The sequence below is a fragment of the Streptomyces sp. NPDC057682 genome, assembly GCF_042799575.1.
Lineage (GTDB): Bacteria > Actinomycetota > Actinomycetes > Streptomycetales > Streptomycetaceae > Streptomyces.
Genome location: NZ_JBHVIN010000007.1, coordinates 243,774 through 261,053, shown reverse-complemented (window position 1 = coordinate 261,053; position 17,280 = coordinate 243,774). Strand labels below are relative to the sequence as shown.

The 17,280-nt window shown below is 73.1% G+C and carries 14 protein-coding genes and 1 tRNA gene; 11 read left to right on the top strand and 4 right to left on the bottom strand.

The annotated features are described in order from the left end of the window. Positions 1–17 precede the first annotated feature (17 nt). The 10 genes from ACFVDM_RS15380 to ACFVDM_RS15335 all read left to right on the top strand — a co-directional run bounded on the left by ACFVDM_RS15380 (position 18) and on the right by ACFVDM_RS15335 (position 13,549). Positions 18–1,022 carry a sugar phosphate isomerase/epimerase family protein gene (locus ACFVDM_RS15380; RefSeq protein WP_383638685.1) on the top strand — a complete coding sequence of 335 codons (1,005 nt, stop codon included), beginning with the start codon at positions 18–20 and terminating at the stop codon, positions 1,020–1,022. Positions 1,023–1,360: 338 nt separating this feature from the next. Continuing rightward, positions 1,361–5,095 (top strand): ThuA domain-containing protein, encoded by a 3,735-nt coding sequence (locus ACFVDM_RS15375; RefSeq protein ID WP_383638681.1) that lies wholly within the window; start codon positions 1,361–1,363, stop codon positions 5,093–5,095. A 146-nt stretch (positions 5,096–5,241) separates the two neighbouring features. After that, entirely contained in the window at positions 5,242–6,360 is a 1,119-nt protein-coding gene (locus ACFVDM_RS15370; RefSeq protein ID WP_383638678.1) for an inositol-3-phosphate synthase, read from the top strand. Further along, complete coding sequence (locus tag ACFVDM_RS15365; RefSeq protein ID WP_383638675.1) at positions 6,357–7,385, top strand: SCO3242 family prenyltransferase; 1,029 nt, start codon at positions 6,357–6,359, stop codon at positions 7,383–7,385. Before ACFVDM_RS15370 ends, ACFVDM_RS15365 begins: the two co-directional genes overlap by 4 nt. Beyond that, on the top strand, positions 7,382–8,260 hold the full coding sequence (locus tag ACFVDM_RS15360; RefSeq protein WP_383638672.1) for a sugar phosphate isomerase/epimerase family protein: 879 nt from the start codon (positions 7,382–7,384) through the stop codon (positions 8,258–8,260). Before ACFVDM_RS15365 ends, ACFVDM_RS15360 begins: the two co-directional genes overlap by 4 nt. Further along, positions 8,257–8,931 (top strand): EboA domain-containing protein, encoded by a 675-nt coding sequence (locus ACFVDM_RS15355; protein WP_383638669.1) that lies wholly within the window; start codon positions 8,257–8,259, stop codon positions 8,929–8,931. The genes ACFVDM_RS15360 and ACFVDM_RS15355 overlap by 4 nt, the downstream gene beginning before the upstream one ends. Then, positions 8,931–9,779 (top strand): TatD family hydrolase, encoded by an 849-nt coding sequence (locus ACFVDM_RS15350; RefSeq protein WP_383638666.1) that lies wholly within the window; start codon positions 8,931–8,933, stop codon positions 9,777–9,779. Before ACFVDM_RS15355 ends, ACFVDM_RS15350 begins: the two co-directional genes overlap by 1 nt. 4 nt (positions 9,780–9,783) lie before the next feature. Beyond that, on the top strand, positions 9,784–10,959 hold the full coding sequence (eboE, locus tag ACFVDM_RS15345) for a metabolite traffic protein EboE (protein WP_383638663.1): 1,176 nt from the start codon (positions 9,784–9,786) through the stop codon (positions 10,957–10,959). Then, complete coding sequence (locus tag ACFVDM_RS15340) at positions 10,956–12,353, top strand: alkaline phosphatase family protein (RefSeq protein WP_383638660.1); 1,398 nt, start codon at positions 10,956–10,958, stop codon at positions 12,351–12,353. Before eboE ends, ACFVDM_RS15340 begins: the two co-directional genes overlap by 4 nt. Positions 12,354–12,400: 47 nt before the next feature. Beyond that, positions 12,401–13,549 carry a sugar phosphate isomerase/epimerase family protein gene (locus ACFVDM_RS15335; protein WP_383638657.1) on the top strand — a complete coding sequence of 383 codons (1,149 nt, stop codon included), beginning with the start codon at positions 12,401–12,403 and terminating at the stop codon, positions 13,547–13,549. A 105-nt stretch (positions 13,550–13,654) separates the two neighbouring features. Here the strand turns inward: ACFVDM_RS15335 and ACFVDM_RS15330 are convergent, their stop codons facing one another. Beyond that, the gene (locus ACFVDM_RS15330) at positions 13,655–14,959 is read right to left on the bottom strand and encodes a DUF2254 domain-containing protein (RefSeq protein ID WP_383638654.1); all 1,305 of its coding nucleotides are present in this window, start codon (positions 14,957–14,959) and stop codon (positions 13,655–13,657) included. Between the two features lie 200 nt (positions 14,960–15,159). Between ACFVDM_RS15330 and ACFVDM_RS15325 the strand changes: the two genes are divergently transcribed. After that, positions 15,160–15,247, top strand: a tRNA-Leu gene (locus ACFVDM_RS15325). Positions 15,248–15,314: 67 nt separating this feature from the next. Here ACFVDM_RS15325 and ACFVDM_RS15320 read toward each other — a convergent pair. From ACFVDM_RS15320 to ACFVDM_RS15310, 3 genes are all read right to left on the bottom strand, one after another. Continuing rightward, positions 15,315–15,809 (bottom strand): hypothetical protein, encoded by a 495-nt coding sequence (locus ACFVDM_RS15320; RefSeq protein WP_383638651.1) that lies wholly within the window; start codon positions 15,807–15,809, stop codon positions 15,315–15,317. Between the two features lie 203 nt (positions 15,810–16,012). After that, the gene (locus ACFVDM_RS15315; RefSeq protein ID WP_383638648.1) at positions 16,013–16,642 is read right to left on the bottom strand and encodes a class F sortase; all 630 of its coding nucleotides are present in this window, start codon (positions 16,640–16,642) and stop codon (positions 16,013–16,015) included. A gap of 165 nt (positions 16,643–16,807) precedes the next feature. Continuing rightward, positions 16,808–17,191 carry a sortase-dependent protein gene (locus ACFVDM_RS15310; RefSeq protein WP_383638645.1) on the bottom strand — a complete coding sequence of 128 codons (384 nt, stop codon included), beginning with the start codon at positions 17,189–17,191 and terminating at the stop codon, positions 16,808–16,810. Between the last annotated feature and the right edge of the window lie 89 nt (positions 17,192–17,280).

Here is a 17,280-nt window from a genome sequence, read left to right as displayed (position 1 = left end):
CCTGGGAGGTCCCGCGCATGCCCCGTCCCTTCACCCTCTTCACCGGCCAGTGGGCCGACCTGCCCCTGGAGGAGGTCTGCCGCCACGCCCGCGACTTCGGCTACGACGGACTCGAACTGGCTTGCTGGGGCGACCACTTCGAGGTGGACAAGGCCCTGGCCGACCCCGGCTACCTGGAGGGCCGGCACCAGCTGCTCGACACGTACGGCCTGAAGTGCTGGGCGGTCTCCAACCACCTGGTCGGCCAGGCCGTCTGCGACAGCCCCATCGACGAGCGCCACCAGGGGATCCTGCCCGCCAGGATCTGGGGGGACGGGGAGCCGGAGGGGGTGCGCCGGCGCGCGGCCGAGGAGATCAAGAACACCGCGCGGGCGGCCGCCGCGTTCGGTGTGGACACCGTCATCGGCTTCACCGGCTCCTCGATCTGGCATCTGGTCGCCATGTTCCCGCCGGTCCCGCCGCACATGATCGAGCGGGGCTACGAGGACTTCGCCGAGCGCTGGAACCCGATCCTCGACGTGTTCGACGCCGAGGGCGTGCGGTTCGCCCACGAGGTGCACCCCAGCGAGATCGCGTACGACTACTGGACCACGCACCGGGCCCTGGAGGCGGTGGACCACCGCCCGGCCTTCGGGCTGAACTTCGACCCCAGCCACTTCGTGTGGCAGGACCTGGACCCGGTGGGCTTCCTGTACGACTTCCGTGACCGGATCTACCACGTCGACTGCAAGGAGGCCCGCAAGCGCCTGGACGGGCGCAACGGGCGGCTCGGCTCGCATCTGCCCTGGGGCGATCCGCGCCGGGGCTGGGACTTCGTCTCGGCGGGGCACGGGGACGTGCCCTGGGAGGACGTGTTCCGGATGCTGCGGTCCATCGGCTACGACGGCCCGGTCTCCGTCGAGTGGGAGGACGCCGGGATGGACCGGCTGGCGGGGGCGCCGGAGGCGCTGGCCTCGCTGAAACGGTTCGACTTCGATCCGCCGAGCGCGTCGTTCGACGCGGCCTTCGGCGGCAAGGACTGACGTCCGGCGACGACTGACCGTGTCCGGGGGCGCCGCCCCCGGACAACGCCCCGACGACCCGTCCGGGGAGCACCGCGCACGGCGGCACCGCACCCCGCCGCCGTGCCGGTCAGCCCTGCCCGCACACCTCTTTGTCCTGGGCAGGGAAGAAGTTCGACAAGGCCCTGCACAAGGGCTTTCCGTCCCGGACGAACAGGTCTACCGTCCAAGACGTGTACATGACGTAACTCTCCTGTCACCGGAGCCCCACGGACCCCGGTGACCTGCGCGGCAGTCCCCGCGCGGAACGGCACGGCAGCACCCGCCCGTACAACCGGCACCTTCCGGAGGACACACTCGTGCACAGATCCAGAACCGCGACCGGCGCCCGAGCCGGCAGCCGCACCGGGCTCCGCGTCCGCAAGTCCCTCGCGTTGTTCACCGGCGGCCTGCTCGCCGCCGCCACCCTCAGCCTGAGCGCCACGGTCTCCCCGGCGGCGGCCCACGAGGAGCCCGCCCCGGCACCGGCCGCCGAGGACTTCCAGCAGGTCACGCTCGCCAAGGGCGCGGCCGAGACCGGCGAGCCGATGTCGCTGGCCGTGCTGCCCGACCGCAGCGTCCTGCACACCTCCCGCAGCGGCGAGCTGCGCATCACCGACAGCGCGGGCAACACCCGCGTCTCCGGCGTCCTCCCCGTCTACTCCCACGACGAGGAGGGCCTCCAGGGCATCGGGGTCGACCCCCACTTCAGCGAGAACCGGGCGATCTACCTCTACTACGCGCCCCCGCTCGACACGCCCGCGGGCGACGCCCCCGAGACCGGCACCGCCGCCGACTTCGCGAAGTTCGACGGCGTCAACCGGCTGTCCCGGTTCGTCCTCGACGAGGACGGGACCCTGGACCTCGGCAGCGAGAAGAAGGTCCTGGACGTCAAGACCTCCCGCGGCATCTGCTGCCACGTCGGCGGTGACATCGACTTCGACGCCGACGGCAACCTGTACCTGTCGACCGGCGACGACTCCAACCCCTTCGCCTCCGACGGCTACACCCCGATCGACGAGCGCCCCGACCGCAACCCGGCGTTCGACGCCCGCCGCTCGGCCGGCAACACCAACGACCTGCGCGGCAAGATCCTCCGCATCAAGGTCGCCGAGGACGGCTCGTACACCGTCCCCGAGGGCAACCTCTTCGCACCCGGCACGGACAGGACCCGTCCCGAGATCTACGCGATGGGCTTCCGCAACCCCTTCCGCTTCTCCGTCGACAAGCCCACAGGCATCGTCTACGTCGGGGACTACGGCCCCGACGCCGGAGCGGCCGACCCCAAGCGCGGCCCGGCCGGCCAGGTCGAGTTCGCCCGGGTGACGAAGGCCGGGAACTTCGGCTGGCCCTTCTGCACCGGCGCCAACGACGCCTACATCGACTACGACTTCGCGACGAAGACCTCCGGCGCCGCCTTCGACTGCGCGGCCCCGAAGAACACCTCGCCGCACAACACCGGCCTCGTCGACCTGCCGCCCGCCCAGGAGGCGTGGATCCCGTACGACGGCGGCTCCGTCCCCGAGTTCGGCACCGGCTCCGAATCGCCCATGGGCGGCCCGGTCTACCACTACGACCCGAACCTCGACTCGCCCGTGAAGTTCCCCGAGGCCTACGACGGCGACTTCTTCGCCGGTGAGTTCGGCCGCCGGTGGATCAAGCGCATCGAGCAGGACGCCGACGGCAAGGTCCAGTCGATCAACGACGTCCCGTGGTCGGGCACCCAGATCATGGACATGGCCTTCGGCCCGGACGGGGCGCTGTACGTCCTGGACTACGGCCTCTCCTGGTTCGGCGGCGACGAGAACTCCGCCCTGTACCGCATCGAGAACGCCACCGGGGGACGCTCCCCGATCGCCGAGGCCTCCGCGAACAAGACCTCGGGCACCGCGCCCCTGAAGGTGCAGTTCTCCTCGGCCGGCACCTCGGACGCCGACGGCGACGCGCTCACCTACGCCTGGGACTTCGGCGACGGCGGCACCTCGACGGCCGCGAACCCCGCGTACACGTACAAGAAGAACGGCACCTACACCGCGACCGTCACGGCGAAGGACCCCACCGGACGGACCGGCTCGGCCAGCGTCCATGTCACCGTCGGCAACACGGCCCCGGTCGTGAAGCTGGAACTCCCCGGTGACGGACAGCTGTTCACCTTCGGCGACGAGATCCCGTTCAAGGTCACCGTCACCGATCCCGAGGACGGCACCATCGACTGCTCCAAGGTCGAGGTCAGCTTCGTGCTCGGCCACGACAGCCACGGCCACCCGATCACCTCGGCGCACGGCTGCACCGGCACCCTCACCACCACGATGGACGGCGGCCACGACCCCAACGCCAACATCTTCGGCGTCATCAACGCCTCCTACACCGACAACGGCGGCGGCGGCCAGGCCGCGCTGAGCGGCCAGGACCAGGCACAGCTCCAGCCCCGCCACCGGCAGGCCGAGCACTTCGGCGACTCGTACGGCATCAAGACGTACGACAAGGCGAACGCCGAGGGCGGCAAGACGGTCGGCGACATCGACAACGACGACTGGATCTCCTTCAAGCCGTACATCCTCGGTGACTCCACCAAGCTCACCGCCCGGATCTCCTCCGGCGGCGCGGGCGGCTTCCTCGAAGTGCGCGCCGGCTCCGCGACCGGGAAGATCCTCGGCTCCGCACCCGTCCCGGTGACGGGGAGCTGGGAGACGTTCCAGGACATCGACGTACCCCTGCGAGGCGTCCCGAAGAAGGCCACCGAACTCTTCCTGGTCTTCAAGGGCGGTGACGGAGCGCTCTTCGACATCGACTCCTTCGAGCTCTCGAACACACCGCCCGACAAGACCGCCAAGCGCGTCCTGGTCTTCTCCAAGACCGCCGGCTTCCGCCACGACGCGATCCCCGAGGGCATCGCCGCACTGAAGGAACTCGGCAAGGACAGCAACATCACGGTCGATGCCACCGAGGAGGCCGGCCAGTTCACCACGGCGAACCTGGCCCGCTACGACGCCGTCGTCTTCATGTCGACCACCGGCGACGTCCTGAACGCCGACCAGCAGAAGGCCTTCGAGAACTACATCGCCGGCGGTGGCGGCTACATGGGCGTCCACGCCGCGGCCGACACCGAGTACGACTGGTCCTTCTACGGCGGACTCGTCGGCGCGTACTTCTCCGGCCACCCCGCCATCCAGCCCGTCACGGTCCGCGTCGAGGACCACAAGCACCCGGCCACCGCCCACCTCGGCGACACCTGGCAGCGCACCGACGAGCTGTACAACTACCGCACCAACCCGCGCGACAAGGTGAAGGTCCTCGCCACCCTCGACGAGACCACCTACACCGGCGGCACCATGAAGGGCGACCACCCGATCACCTGGTGCCAGACCTACCAGGGCGGCCGCTCCTTCTACACCGGCCTCGGCCACACCAAGGAGTCCTACGCCGACGCCGACTTCCGGGGCCTGCTCCTCGGCGGTCTGCGCTACGCGGCCGGCCAGGTCAAGGCCGATTGCAGGCCCGACACCGGCTACCGCTCGATCTTCAACGGCGAGACCCTCGAAGGCTGGAAGCAGGCCGGCCCCGGGAAGTTCGACGTCGTGGACGGTGAGCTGCGCTCCGAGGGCGGCATGGGCCTGCTGACCTACCAGGCCAAGGAGCTGGGCGCCTACTCCCTGAAGCTCGACTGGAAGCTGGACGGCGACTCCAACTCCGGTGTCTTCGTCGGCTTCCCGGAGTCCGACGACCCCTGGTCCGCCGTGAACAACGGCTACGAGGTGCAGATCGACGCCACCGACGCCGTCGACCGCACCACCGGCTCGATCTACACCTTCAAGGCCGCGAACATCAAGGCCCGCGACCAGGTGCTCCGCCCGCCGGGCCAGTGGAACAGCTACGAGATCAAGGTCCGGGGCGAACGGCTCCAGGTCTTCCTCAACGGGGTGAAGATCAACGACTTCACCAACACCGACCCGGTCCGCAGCCTCAAGGACGGCTACATCGGCCTCCAGAACCACGGGGCGAACGACCACGTGTCCTTCCGCAACATCCAGCTGAAGGAACTGCCCCAGGCGTAGGGCGTGTTCCGGCGGCGGGCGGAACCACCCGTCCCGCCCGCCGCCGGCCACGGCCCCCGCCCCCTCGTGCAGTGCCCGCACCCCGCCCCCTCCCGTACAGCGCCACCGCTCTGCCCAGCCAGGACCACCAGCCAGGGAGGCAGCCCGTGTCAGCACACGCCGTTCGTACCGGAGTCTGGTTCATCGGAGCACGCGGCTCCGTCGCCACCACCGCCACCGCGGGATGCGCGGCGCTCGCGGCGGGCCTCCACCCGGCGGCCGGCATGGTCACCGAGACCGCCCCCTTCGCCGACAGCGGACTGCCGCCCCTGTCCACGCTCGTCTTCGGCGGACACGACACCCTGGACTGCCCGCTCCCCAAACGCGCCGAGGCACTGGCCGACGGCGGCGTCCTGCCGCACGGACTGCCCTCGGCCGTACACGCCGAACTCGTCGCCGCCGACGCGGAGATCCGCCCCGGCGGCCCGCTCCCCGGCGACACCCGCACCGACGAGGAACTGATCACCGCCTTCGCGGCCGACCTCACCGACTTCACCCGCCGGGGCGCACTCGCCCGGACCGTCGTCGTCAACGTCGCCTCCACCGAACCCGCGCCCGCCCCCGGCGCCCCCCGGCTCCCCGCCAGCTCCCTGTACGCCGCCGCCGCACTCCGGGCCGGCTGCGCCTACGTCAACTTCACCCCCTCCACCGGACTGCACGCCCCCGCCCTCCGGGACGCCGCCGCCACCGGCGGACTCCCGTACGCCGGACGGGACGGCAAGACGGGCCAGACCCTGCTGCGCTCGGTCCTCGCCCCGATGTTCGTCCAGCGCGCCCTGCCCGTCCGGGCCTGGTCGGGAACCAATCTGCTGGGCGGCGGCGACGGCGCCGCCCTCGCGGACCCGGCCGCGGCCGCCGCCAAGAACGCCGGTAAGGAACGCGTCCTCGCCGACACCCTCGGCGCCGCGCCCGAGGGCGAGGTCCACATCGACGACGTACCGGCCCTCGGCGACTGGAAGACCGCCTGGGACCACATCGCGTTCGACGGCTTCCTCGGCGCCCGGATGGTCCTCCAGACGACCTGGCAGGGCTGCGACTCCGCCCTCGCCGCGCCCCTCGTCCTCGACCTGGTGAGGCTCGTCGCCCGCGCCCACGAAGCGGGACTGACCGGGCCCCGCCCGGAGCTGGGCTTCTACTTCAAGGACCCGGACGGCGGGCCCGCCGCCCTCGCCGAGCAGTACACGGCGCTCCTCGCCTTCGCCGAGCGGCTGCGGGACGCGCGATGACGGCAGGCGCCTGGGCGGAACTGCTCAGGATCTCCGCCCTGTTCACCGTGCCCGGCGACGCCCTCGCCGGAGCCGCCGCGGCCGGACTGCGCCCCGGCCGCGCCACGGCCCTGGCCGCGGGGGCCTCGCTCTGCCTGTACGAGGCCGGCATGGCGCTCAACGACTGGGCCGACCGCGACGAGGACGCCGTCGACCGGCCGCACCGGCCGATCCCCTCGGGCCGGATCACCCCGAGCGCCGCGCTCACCGCCGCCGGTGCCCTGACCGCCGCCGGACTCGCCCTCGCCGCCCGCGCCGGACGTCCCGCCCTCACCGTCGCCACCGGCCTGGCCGCCACGGTCTGGGCCTACGACCTCCGCCTCAAGCACACCCCGGCCGGCCCCGCCGCGATGGCCGCCGCCCGGGGCCTGGACCTGCTCCTCGGTGCGACGGCGACCGCGGCGGCGGCACGCCGGCACGGCGGGGGAGCGGGGCGGGCAGTGCCCCCGGGCGGCCCCGCCGCCCCGCCGGAGGCGCGCACCCGGACCGCCGCCGCGAAGGCCCACGCGCCCCGCACGGGACGGCCCACCACGGCCGGGACCACCCGCGCACCGGCCCCCGCCCTCACCGCCGCCGCGCTCCTCACCGCCCACACCTACGCCGTCACCGCCGTCTCCCGCCACGAGGCACAGGGCGGATCCACCGCGACGCCGCTCGCCGCCCTCGCGGCCGTCACCGCGCTCGCCGGAGCCGTGGCGGCCGAGCGCACCGCCCGAAACGGCGGCCCGGCCGCCCCGGCCCCCGTCCGGCTGCTGCGCACCGCGCTCGCCGGGGCCTACCTCCGGACCGCCGCCCGCCCCCTCGCGCACGCCGCGCTCAACCCCTCGCCACCGCTCACCCAGCGCGCGGTCGGCGGCGGGATCCGGGCGATGATCCCGCTCCAGGCCGCGCTGGCCGCCCGCGCCGGGGCCACCGGCACCGGGCTCGCCGTCATGGGCCTCGTCCCGCTCGCCCGCGCCCTCTCCCGGAAGGTGAGCCCCACATGACCCTGCGCCTCGGCTACGGCACCAACGGGCTCACCGACCTCCGCCTGGACGACGCCCTCGCGCTCCTCGCCGACCTCGGCTACGACGGTGTCGGGCTCACTCTCGACCACATGCACCTCGACCCGATGGCTCCGGACCTCGCCGCCCGCACCCGCAGGACCGCCGCCCGGCTCGGCGAGCTGGGGCTCGGCGTCACCGTGGAGACCGGGGCCCGCTACGTCCTCGACCCGCGCCGCAAGCACGGCCCCTCCCTGCTCGACCCCGACCCCGAGGCCCGCGCCGCCAGGACCGCCCTGCTCGTCCGGGCCGTGGACGTCGCCGCCGACCTCGGCGCCCACGCCGTGCACTGCTTCAGCGGCGTACTGCCCCCGGGCACCGACCCGGACACCGGCTGGCAGCGGCTGACCGGCGCGCTCGCCCCGGTCCTGGAGGCCGCCGCCCGTGCCGGAGTCCCGCTGGCCGTCGAACCCGAACCCGGCCACCTCGTCGCCCGGCTCGACGACTTCCACCGCCTGCGCGCCCGGTGCGGCCACCCCGACCCGCTCGGCCTCACCCTGGACATCGGCCACTGCCAGTGCCTGGAGACCGAGTCGCCCGCCGACTGCGTCCGCGCCGCCGCCCCCTGGCTGCGCCACGTCCAGATCGAGGACATGCGGCGCGGCGTCCACGAGCACCTGCCCTTCGGTGACGGCGAGATCGACTTCCCGCCGGTGCTCGACGCGCTCGACGCCCTCGGCGCCGCCGGATACCTGGGGCTCACCGTCGTCGAGCTGCCCCGCCACTCCCACGCCGGCCCCGAACTCGCCCGAACCAGCCTCGACTTCCTGAACAAGCACCGCCCACCGCGCGCGACCGCCGAAGGGAGCCCGTCATGACCCGGCCCCCCGTCCTGCCCCCGCTCCTGACCCGCAAGGAACTCGACGACCTGCTCGGCGGGGCCGCCCGCGCCTGGCTCGACGAAGCGCTCGCCGAGGCCGCCCACGCCGTCGCCCACCCGGACCCCGCACCCACCGGCGGCTACGCCGTACCCCCCTGGGAACTGCGGTACGCCGCCGCCGGCCGCCACTGCGGACCGGAGCACGGCGACTCCGTACGCGCCCTGCTGCTCACCGAGGCACGCGCCGCCCTGCCCACCCTGACCCGCCTCTACGACCAGGGCACCGCCGCCGAACGCCGCGCCGTGCTGCGCACCCTGCCCGCACTCCGCCTCGGGGACAGCGCCCTCCCGCTCGTCGAGGACGCCCTGCGCACCAACGACACCAGCCTCGTCGCCGCCGCCGTCGGACCGTACGCCGCCGCCCACCTCGCCCCGCACGCCTGGCGCCACGCCGTCCTGAAGTGCCTGTTCACCGGCGTCCCCCTCGACGCCGTCGACGAGCTGCCCCGGCGCGCCCGCGGTGACGCCGAACTCGCCCGGATGCTCCACGACTTCGCCGCCGAACGCACCGCGGCCGGCCGCACCGTCCCCGCCGACCTGCACCACGCGCTCGCCCTCGCGGCCCCCACGGCCCCACCCGCCCCGACGTCCCCCACGCAGGAGTCCTGATGCGCATCTTCGACCCGCACATCCACATGACCTCCCGCACCACGGACGACTACCGGGCGATGTACGACGCCGGGGTGCGCGCCCTCGTCGAACCCTCCTTCTGGCTCGGCCAGCCCCGCACCTCGCCCGCCAGCTTCCTGGACTACTTCGACGCCCTGCTCGGCTGGGAGCCGTTCCGCGCCGCCCAGTACGGCATCGCCCACCACTGCACCCTCGCCCTCAACCCCAAGGAGGCGAACGACCCGCGCTGCACCCCCGTCCTCGACGCCCTGCCGCGCTACCTCGTCAAGGACTCCGTCGTCGCCGTCGGCGAGATCGGCTACGACTCCATGACCCCGGCCGAGGACACCGCGCTCGCCGCCCAGCTCCAGCTGGCCGCCGACCACGGACTGCCCGCCCTCGTCCACACCCCGCACCGCGACAAGCTCGCCGGACTGCACCGCACCCTCGACGTGGTCCGCGAATCCGACCTCGCTCCCGGGCACGTCCTGCTCGACCACCTCAACGAGACGACCGTCAAGGACGCCCTCGACAGCGGCTGCTGGGCCGGGTTCTCGATCTACCCCGACACCAAGATGGACGAGGACCGCATGGTCGCCGTCCTCAAGCTCCACGGCACCGAGCGGATCCTCGTCAACTCGGCCGCCGACTGGGGCAGAAGCGACCCCCTCAAGACCCGCAGGGTCGCCGACGCGATGCTCGCCGCCGGCTTCACCGAGGACGACGTCGACCTCGTCCTGTGGCGCAACCCCGTCGCCTTCTACGGCCAGAGCGGCCGCCTCCAGCTCGACGTCCCCGCCCCCGGACCCCTCCACGAGGGCAACTCCGTGCTGCGCGGCGGGGAGTGAGGCGATGCGCTTCCGGCACCCCGACGGCACCGTCCTCCACCTCGCCTACTGCACGAACGTCCACCCCGCCGAAACCCTCGACGGCGTCCGCGCCCAACTGCGCGACCACTGCGAACCCGTACGCAAACGGCTCGGCCGCGACCGCCTCGGCATCGGCCTCTGGCTCGCCCGCGACGCCGCCCGCGCCCTCACCGACGACCCCGCCCGGCTCCGCGCCCTGCGCGCCGAACTCGACGCCCGCGGCCTGGAGGTCGTCACCCTCAACGGCTTCCCCTACGAGGGCTTCGGCGCCGACGAGGTCAAGTACCGGGTGTACAAGCCGGACTGGACCGATCCGGAACGCCTCGCCCACACCACCGACCTCGCCCGCCTCCTCGCCGCCCTGCTCCCCGACGACGTCACCGAGGGCACCATCTCCACCCTGCCGCTCGCCTGGCGCACCCCGTACGCCGACGACCCCGACGCCGCCCGCACCGCCCTCGCCGCCCTCACCGTCCTCGGCGAACGGCTCGACGCCCTGGCCGAACTCACGGGCAAGTCCATTCGCATCGGCCTCGAACCCGAACCCGGCTGCACCGTCGAGACCACCGCCGACGCCCTCGCCCCCCTCACCGAGGTCGGCCACCCCCGCATCGGCGTCTGCGTCGACACGTGCCACCTCGCCACCTCCTTCGAGGACCCGGACACCGCGTTCGACGCCCTGGACGCGGCGGGCGTCCCCGTCGTCAAGACCCAGCTCTCCGCCGCCCTGCACGCCGAACACCCCCACCTCCCCGAGGTCCGCACGGCGCTGGCCGCCTTCGCCGAACCCCGCTTCCTCCACCAGACCCGCACCGCGACCGCCGCCGGACTGCGCGGCACCGACGACCTCGGCGAGGCCGTCGAGGGCGGCGCCCTGCCCGACGGCGCACCCTGGCGCGCCCACTTCCACGTCCCGCTGCACGCCCCGCCCGCACCCCCGCTCACCTCCACACTGCCCGTCCTGCGCGCCGCCCTCGCCCGGCTGGCCGGCGGCACCCACCCGCGCACCCGGCACCTGGAGGTCGAGACGTACACGTGGCAGGCGCTCCCGGCCGAACTGCGCCCGCGCACCCGCGTCCAGCTCGCCGACGGCATCGCCGCCGAACTCACCCTCGCCCGCGACCTCCTGACCGACCTCGGCCTGAAGGAGCTGCCATGACCACCGCAGAGGCGGCCGGCACGCCCACCCCACTCCTCGTCCTGGACGTCGTCGGACTCACCCCGCGCCTCCTCGACCACATGCCCCACCTCAAGGCCCTGGGACGCTCCGGCACCCACGCCCCCCTCGGCACCGTGCTCCCCGCCGTGACCTGCGCCGCCCAGTCGACGTTCCTCACCGGCACCACCCCCGCCGAACACGGCATCGTCGCCAACGGCTGGTACTTCCGCGAACTCGGCGACGTCCTGCTGTGGCGCCAGCACAACGGACTCGTCGCCGGCGACAAGCTCTGGGACGCCGCCCGCCGCGCCCACCCCGGCTACACCGTCGCCAACATCTGCTGGTGGTACGCCATGGGCGCCGACACCGACATCACCGTCACCCCGCGCCCCGTCTACTACGCCGACGGCCGCAAGGAACCCGACTGCTACACCCGCCCGCCCGCCCTCCACGACGAACTCACCGGAAAACTCGGCACGTTCCCCCTCTTCCACTTCTGGGGACCCGGTGCCGACCTCGTCTCCTCGCAGTGGATCATCGACGCGACCCGGCACATCCTCGACACCCGCCACCCCGACCTGGCCCTGTGCTACGTCCCCCATCTCGACTACGACCTCCAGCGCTACGGCCCCGACGACCCGCGCGCCTTCGCCGCCGCCGCCGAACTGGACCGGGCCCTCGCCCCGCTCCTGGACGACGCCCGCCACGAGGGCCGCACCGTCGTGGCGCTCTCCGAGTACGGCATCACCCGCGTCGACCGCCCCGTCGACATCAACCGGGCGCTGCGCCGCGCCGGACTCCTGGAGGTCCACACCCAGGACGGCATGGAGTACCTGGACCCGATGGCCTCCCGCGCCTTCGCCGTCGCCGACCACCAGCTCGCCCACGTCTACGTACGGCGCCCCGAGGACCTGGAGGCGGCCCGCGACGCCCTGGCGGACCTGCCCGGCATCGAACAGCTCCTGGACGACGAGGGGAAGAAGGCCCACGGCCTGGACCACCCCCGCTCCGGCGAACTGGTCGCCGTCGCCGCACCGGACGCCTGGTTCACGTACTACTACTGGCTCGACGACGCCCGCGCCCCCGACTTCGCGCAGCTCGTCGAGATCCACCGCAAACCCGGCTACGACCCCGTGGAACTGTTCATGGACCCCGAGGATCCGTACGTCCGGGTCAGGGCGGCCACCGCCGTCGCCCGCAAGAAGCTCGGGATGCGCTACCGCATGGCGGTCGTGCCCCTCGACCCGTCCCCGATCCGAGGCAGCCACGGCCGCCTGCCCACGAGCGACGACGAAGGTCCGCTCATCCTCTGCTCCACCCCCCACGCGTTCACCGGCCCGGTCCGGGCCACCGAAGTGAAGTCCCTGCTCCTCGCGCTCGCCGGTCTCGCATGACCGGCCCGCGCAGTGGTTCCCGCACACCCTCGACAAGGAGACAGATCGTGACCGCGTACAACGATTCCGGTTCGGACGAAGCCCTGCGCCGCAGCCTCGGCATCAGCCGCCGGGGCTTCCTGAGCACCTGCACGGCCGTCGCGGCGGGCGCCGTCGCCGCGCCCGTCTTCGGCGCCGCGCCGGCCTTCGCCCAGCCCGCCCCCGACCGGGGCAGGGGGAAGGGCCTGTCCCTGGTCCCGGCGGACAAGCGGGGCATCATCCTCTACACCGTGCGCGACGCCACCGGCCGCGACCCGCTCAGCACCGACCTGCCCTCCGGTTTCCGCGAGGTCTTCGCCGAACTCTCCCGCTACGGCTACCAGCAGGTCGAGTTCGCCGGCTACGGCCAGCACGCCAACGCCCCCGGCGGCGGCAACCTCCAGACCGTCGAGGGAGCCAAGCTGCTGCGCTCCTGGCTCGACGAGTCCGGACTGCGGGCCCAGGGCAACCACGGCTTCATCCCCGGCTCCTGGCCGCTCACCACGGCCGACCTGGACGAGTTCAAACGGCACCTGGAGATCGCGAACATCCTCGGCATGGACCACATGGGCACCGGCGGCGACCCCACCGGCAGCGCCTACCGGGCCGACTGGGACATGGCCGCCGAGAAGTGGAACGTCCTCGGACGCATCGCCACCGCCGCCGGAATCAAGCTCTACACGCACAACCACGACGCCGCCTACGGCTTCCTGCTCGACGGCGGCCCCTCGGACGCCCAGGGCCGCCCCACCCGCAGCTCCGGCATCCGCAAGCTGGAGTACTTCCTCCGGCAGACCGACCCCAAGCACGTCTGGCTGGAGATGGACATCTACTGGGCGCACGTCGCCCAGTACAAGTTCCACACCTACACCGCCCATGACGGCTCCACCGGGGAGAACGTCTTCGACCCGGCCGCCCTGGTCCGCTCCCACACCAAGCGCTACCCGCTCTTCCACGCCAAGGACGGCGTCGTCAACACCACCAACGGCCAGGGCTACGACATGGTCCCGTTCGGTACCGGCGTCATCGACTACCGGACCTTCTTCCGCCGCGTCGGCGCGAAGAACTACCACAACCCGATGGTCGAGCAGGACAACGCGCCCAGCTCGTCCGACCCCGCCCAGTCCCTGACCCACGCCCGGATCGGCTACGACAACCTGGCGGCGCTGCGCAAGTAGCGCCCCGTCCGGCGGCCCCGGAACCGGCCCCGGTGCGCCGCGCACGACGGGCCTCCCCGCATCCCGCGGAGAGGCCCGTCGGCGCACCCGGCCGACGCCGCCCGCTCATCCGATGCCCTGCCGGTCCGGCAGCAGCGCGAACGCCCGCTCGGACGCCTCCGGCACCGTCCGCTCCACCGCCCGGACCAGCAGCGCGCGGTGCCGCAGCAACGGCTCCTGCCGCTCGGGCCCCGTCAGCAGGACCAGATCGTCGAAGGCGGCCAGCAGCCGACGGGTGACCTGCGGACTGTCCGGGGCGCAGCGCCGGACCTCCTCGAAGCCCAGATCCACGAACTGCTCCCAGGTCGGCACGGGCTGGACGAGCCGCACCGCACCGGTCCGGTCCCGGTGGTGGACGGTGCCCAGGGGCAGCGGCGCGAGTGCCGCGAGGAACTGCACGACGCGGTCCAGGCACTGCACGGCCGTCGTCGGATCGTTCACCGACGTCGACAGCGCGCGCAGCGCGATGTCGGACAGCTGCCGCAGCCCGAACGCCGGATCCTGGTGCAGGGTGCGCTCCACCCCCACGGACACCGTGTACCGCAGCGCCCGCCGCCCCGGCGCGCTCCCGCCGTGCACCGCGAACACCGGGGTGCCCGGCACGACGAAGTCCCCGAGCCGGGGGATGAGCCGCAGCACGGTCCCCTGCCGCCGCGCCGCCCGGACCAGCCGCACCACGTTCACGTCCCGCAGCACCCCGGCCCGCCCCTTGTGCCGGATCACCCCGGTCTCCGCGGGCACGGCCTCCGGCTCCGGCCGGCCGACGGGCATCCGCCCCAGCACCCGGAACGAGTCCCGGGTGATCCGGTCGACGACGGGCCCGACCTGCATCAGCCGCAGGGTGGAACTGACGTACGCGATGAAGAGCAGCAGACTGAGCGCCACGAGCACGGCGGTCAGCACACTCTGCAGAAACGGCACCGACACCACGCGGCGCGGATCGGCCGTGCTCTCGTACGAGCTGAGCACCAGCAGCGAGAACACGAACGTGGCCAGGAACACCGACAGCGTGAGCTTGCTGATCCGGCTCCGTACGAAGATCCGCACCACCCGGGGCGTGAGCTGCCCGCTCGCCATCTGCACGGCCACCAGCGAGATGCTGAAGACCACACCGATGAAGGTCATCATCGCCGAGCTGACCGTGACCACGATCGTCTTGGTGTCCTCGGCGATCGAGACCAGATCCCTGATCTCCTCGTACGCCTCCTCGTCCTTCAGATACGCGATGATCTGCTCGTCCAGCGCCGAGGCCACCAGCCAGAGGACGACGGCGCAGACCAGCGTCGCGGCCGGGGCGAACCAGAAGGTCTCGCGCAGATGCTCGCGCAGGGGCGACAGCGCCCGGGGTGGCCGGTGGCCGCGATCACTCATGCCCGCGAACGTAACCCGCCCGGCCCGCCCGCCGAAGCACCCGCCCGCACGGTGTGTACGCACTCCCTCACGCTCCGCCCACCCCGCCCGTCGGGGCCCTTCCTTTCAGGGCGATGACCACCGGATATGCAGGTGAGAGGCACCCCAAACCCCTGGTATTGTTTTCTTTGTCGCCGCGGGAAACCGGGGCCGACCACCTGGTCCGGGTGGCGGAATGGCAGACGCGCTAGCTTGAGGTGCTAGTGCCCTTTATCGGGCGTGGGGGTTCAAGTCCCCCCTCGGACACCAGCCGGAGAAGCCGGAGTATTCACTGAATACTCCGGCTTCTTTGCTGTGCCCCTGTGGTGTCCGGCCGTCAGTGGAAGCTGAGCGAGGCCGAACCGGCCTCCGCGGTGATGGAGCCGGGGCAGAGGAAGCTGCCGGAGCTCTTGGCCGCGGTGAACGCCTGGTTGGCGTAGGTGCGCGTGGAACCGTCGCGGGTCCAGCCGACGTTCGTGGCGCGGTAGGAGCAGGAGATGATGCTCTGCTTCACCGTGATGTCGATGAGGTCGGAGCTCGCGGTGCCCGCGGTGTCGTCGAAGGTGACCGCGGGGTCGTTGTTGAGGGTGGCGCTCGCGCCGCCGGTGCAGCTCACCCCGCTGTTCACGGTCGAGCGGTCGATGGTCAGGGCGTCCGGGGGATTCCCGGTGGCGGTGGCGCCGGACCACGTGCAGGTGCTGCCGGCGGCCGAGATGACGCCGTCGACCTGTTGCGAGGCCGCGATGCCCGACGCGCTCGCGACGGTGGACGCACCGGCGAGGGCGGCGGCCGCCAGGGCGGCGGCGAGCGAGAGTCTCGGGGTGAGTTTCATGTGTCAGTCCTCCGTGCCGCGTCCTGTGGGGGGATGGACGGCGCCCCGTCCGTGCGCGCGGCGAGGGCGCGGACGGGGGCGTGGTACGGACGGACGGTCCCACGGACACCTTGAAATGTCATGCACGTGTCATGTATTGGCTGAATGGTGCCCTCGTCCCGCAGTTCCCGCCCCGCCCCCGTGCTCGCGGCCCGCGCGGGCGGTCACGTCCGCTTCGCGTACACGATCAGGTTGTCCACCGGGTGTCCCTGGGCGTCGAAGGTCCCGTCGCAGGTGATCAGGCGCAGGACCCGGTCCTTGGTGGGCCCGTAGACGCGGGCCGTCGGGAAGGCGGACTTCCTGACCGTCTCGCGGCCGGTGACGGTGAAGTGGGTGGTGGCGCCCTTCTCGTCGCGGACGGTGATGTCGGCGCCCTGGGCGATCTTCTTGAGGTTGTGGAAGACGGCGCGGCCGAAGCGGGTGTCGTTGTGGCCGATGAGGACGGCGGGGCCGGGGGCGCCGGGGACGGGGCCGCCGGTGTACCAGCCGACCGTCATGCCCTTCTCGGCGGGCGGGACCTCGACGGTGCCGTCCGCGTTGAGGCCCAGCCGCATGACGGCGCTGTCCACGCCGAGGGAGGGGATGGCGACGTGGACCGGCGGCCGGGCGGGCGTCCCGGCGCGCGGCGGCGCGGAGGAGGCCGGGGCGGTGGCTGCGGTGGACGGGCGGGCTGCGTCGGCCGGGGGCTGCGTCGACGAGGAGTCCGAGCAGGCGGTGAGGGCGGTGAGCGGGGCCGAGAGCAGGAGCGCGTACGCGGGGAGGAGGGTGCGGCGGCGCGGGGCGGGACGGTGCATGGGGTGGGCTCCAGGAAGGGTGCGGGCCGGGGGACTTCGTCGCGGAAGGCTCTGGGTCCTGTCGTCGCGTTCCCGTCCCCGGCGGACGGGAATGCGACGCCTGGACCTACGGCAGTGGCGCCGCCCGGATGCGGACGGCGCCACTGCGGGGCGGTTCGGGTGCGGTCAGCCGTCGCGGCGGGCGGCGCGGCGGCGCAGCACCACCGTGCCGGCACCCGCGACCAGGAGCGCGGCCGCACCGGCGCCCGCCACGGTCGCGGTGGACGTGGCGCCGTCCGAGGAACCGGACGGCTCCTCACCGGCCGCGACCCCGCCCCGGGGCGCGACCGTCGGGGTGGCGTCCGACGGGGAGGACGGGACGGCGCTCGGCACCGCGGTCGGCTCCTCGCTGGGGGCGTCGGCCGACGGGCTGGGCTCGGCGGGCGCCGCCGACGGGGTCGCCGCCGGCGTCGGCGTGGAGTCGGCGAAGGCCGCGGTGGCCGGGAGGCAGACCGCGCCGACCGCGACGGCGGTCAGGACGGCGGTGCGCAGGGACGTACGCAGGGGCATGGACAGGGCTCCGTTCCGGTTCGGCCTCGACGGCGGCGCGGTGCAGGGGCGCACCGCGCCGCGAGGCGTGCCGCCAGGCTGGCGCGAAC

Excerpts from the sequence above, each read along its gene's own strand:
- ACFVDM_RS15380 (WP_383638685.1), top strand. The coding sequence starts at position 18 with ATGCCCCGTCCCTTCACCCTCTTCACCGGCCAGTGGGCCGACCTGCCC.
- ACFVDM_RS15365 (WP_383638675.1), top strand. The coding sequence starts at position 6,357 with ATGACGGCAGGCGCCTGGGCGGAACTGCTCAGGATCTCCGCCCTGTTC.
- ACFVDM_RS15360 (WP_383638672.1), top strand. The coding sequence starts at position 7,382 with ATGACCCTGCGCCTCGGCTACGGCACCAACGGGCTCACCGACCTCCGC.
- ACFVDM_RS15355 (WP_383638669.1), top strand. The coding sequence starts at position 8,257 with ATGACCCGGCCCCCCGTCCTGCCCCCGCTCCTGACCCGCAAGGAACTC.
- ACFVDM_RS15350 (WP_383638666.1), top strand. The coding sequence starts at position 8,931 with ATGCGCATCTTCGACCCGCACATCCACATGACCTCCCGCACCACGGAC.
- eboE (WP_383638663.1), top strand. The coding sequence starts at position 9,784 with ATGCGCTTCCGGCACCCCGACGGCACCGTCCTCCACCTCGCCTACTGC.
- ACFVDM_RS15340 (WP_383638660.1), top strand. The coding sequence starts at position 10,956 with ATGACCACCGCAGAGGCGGCCGGCACGCCCACCCCACTCCTCGTCCTG.
- ACFVDM_RS15330 (WP_383638654.1), bottom strand. The coding sequence starts at position 14,959 with ATGAGTGATCGCGGCCACCGGCCACCCCGGGCGCTGTCGCCCCTGCGC.
- ACFVDM_RS15320 (WP_383638651.1), bottom strand. The coding sequence starts at position 15,809 with ATGAAACTCACCCCGAGACTCTCGCTCGCCGCCGCCCTGGCGGCCGCC.
- ACFVDM_RS15315 (WP_383638648.1), bottom strand. The coding sequence starts at position 16,642 with ATGCACCGTCCCGCCCCGCGCCGCCGCACCCTCCTCCCCGCGTACGCG.
- ACFVDM_RS15310 (WP_383638645.1), bottom strand. The coding sequence starts at position 17,191 with ATGCCCCTGCGTACGTCCCTGCGCACCGCCGTCCTGACCGCCGTCGCG.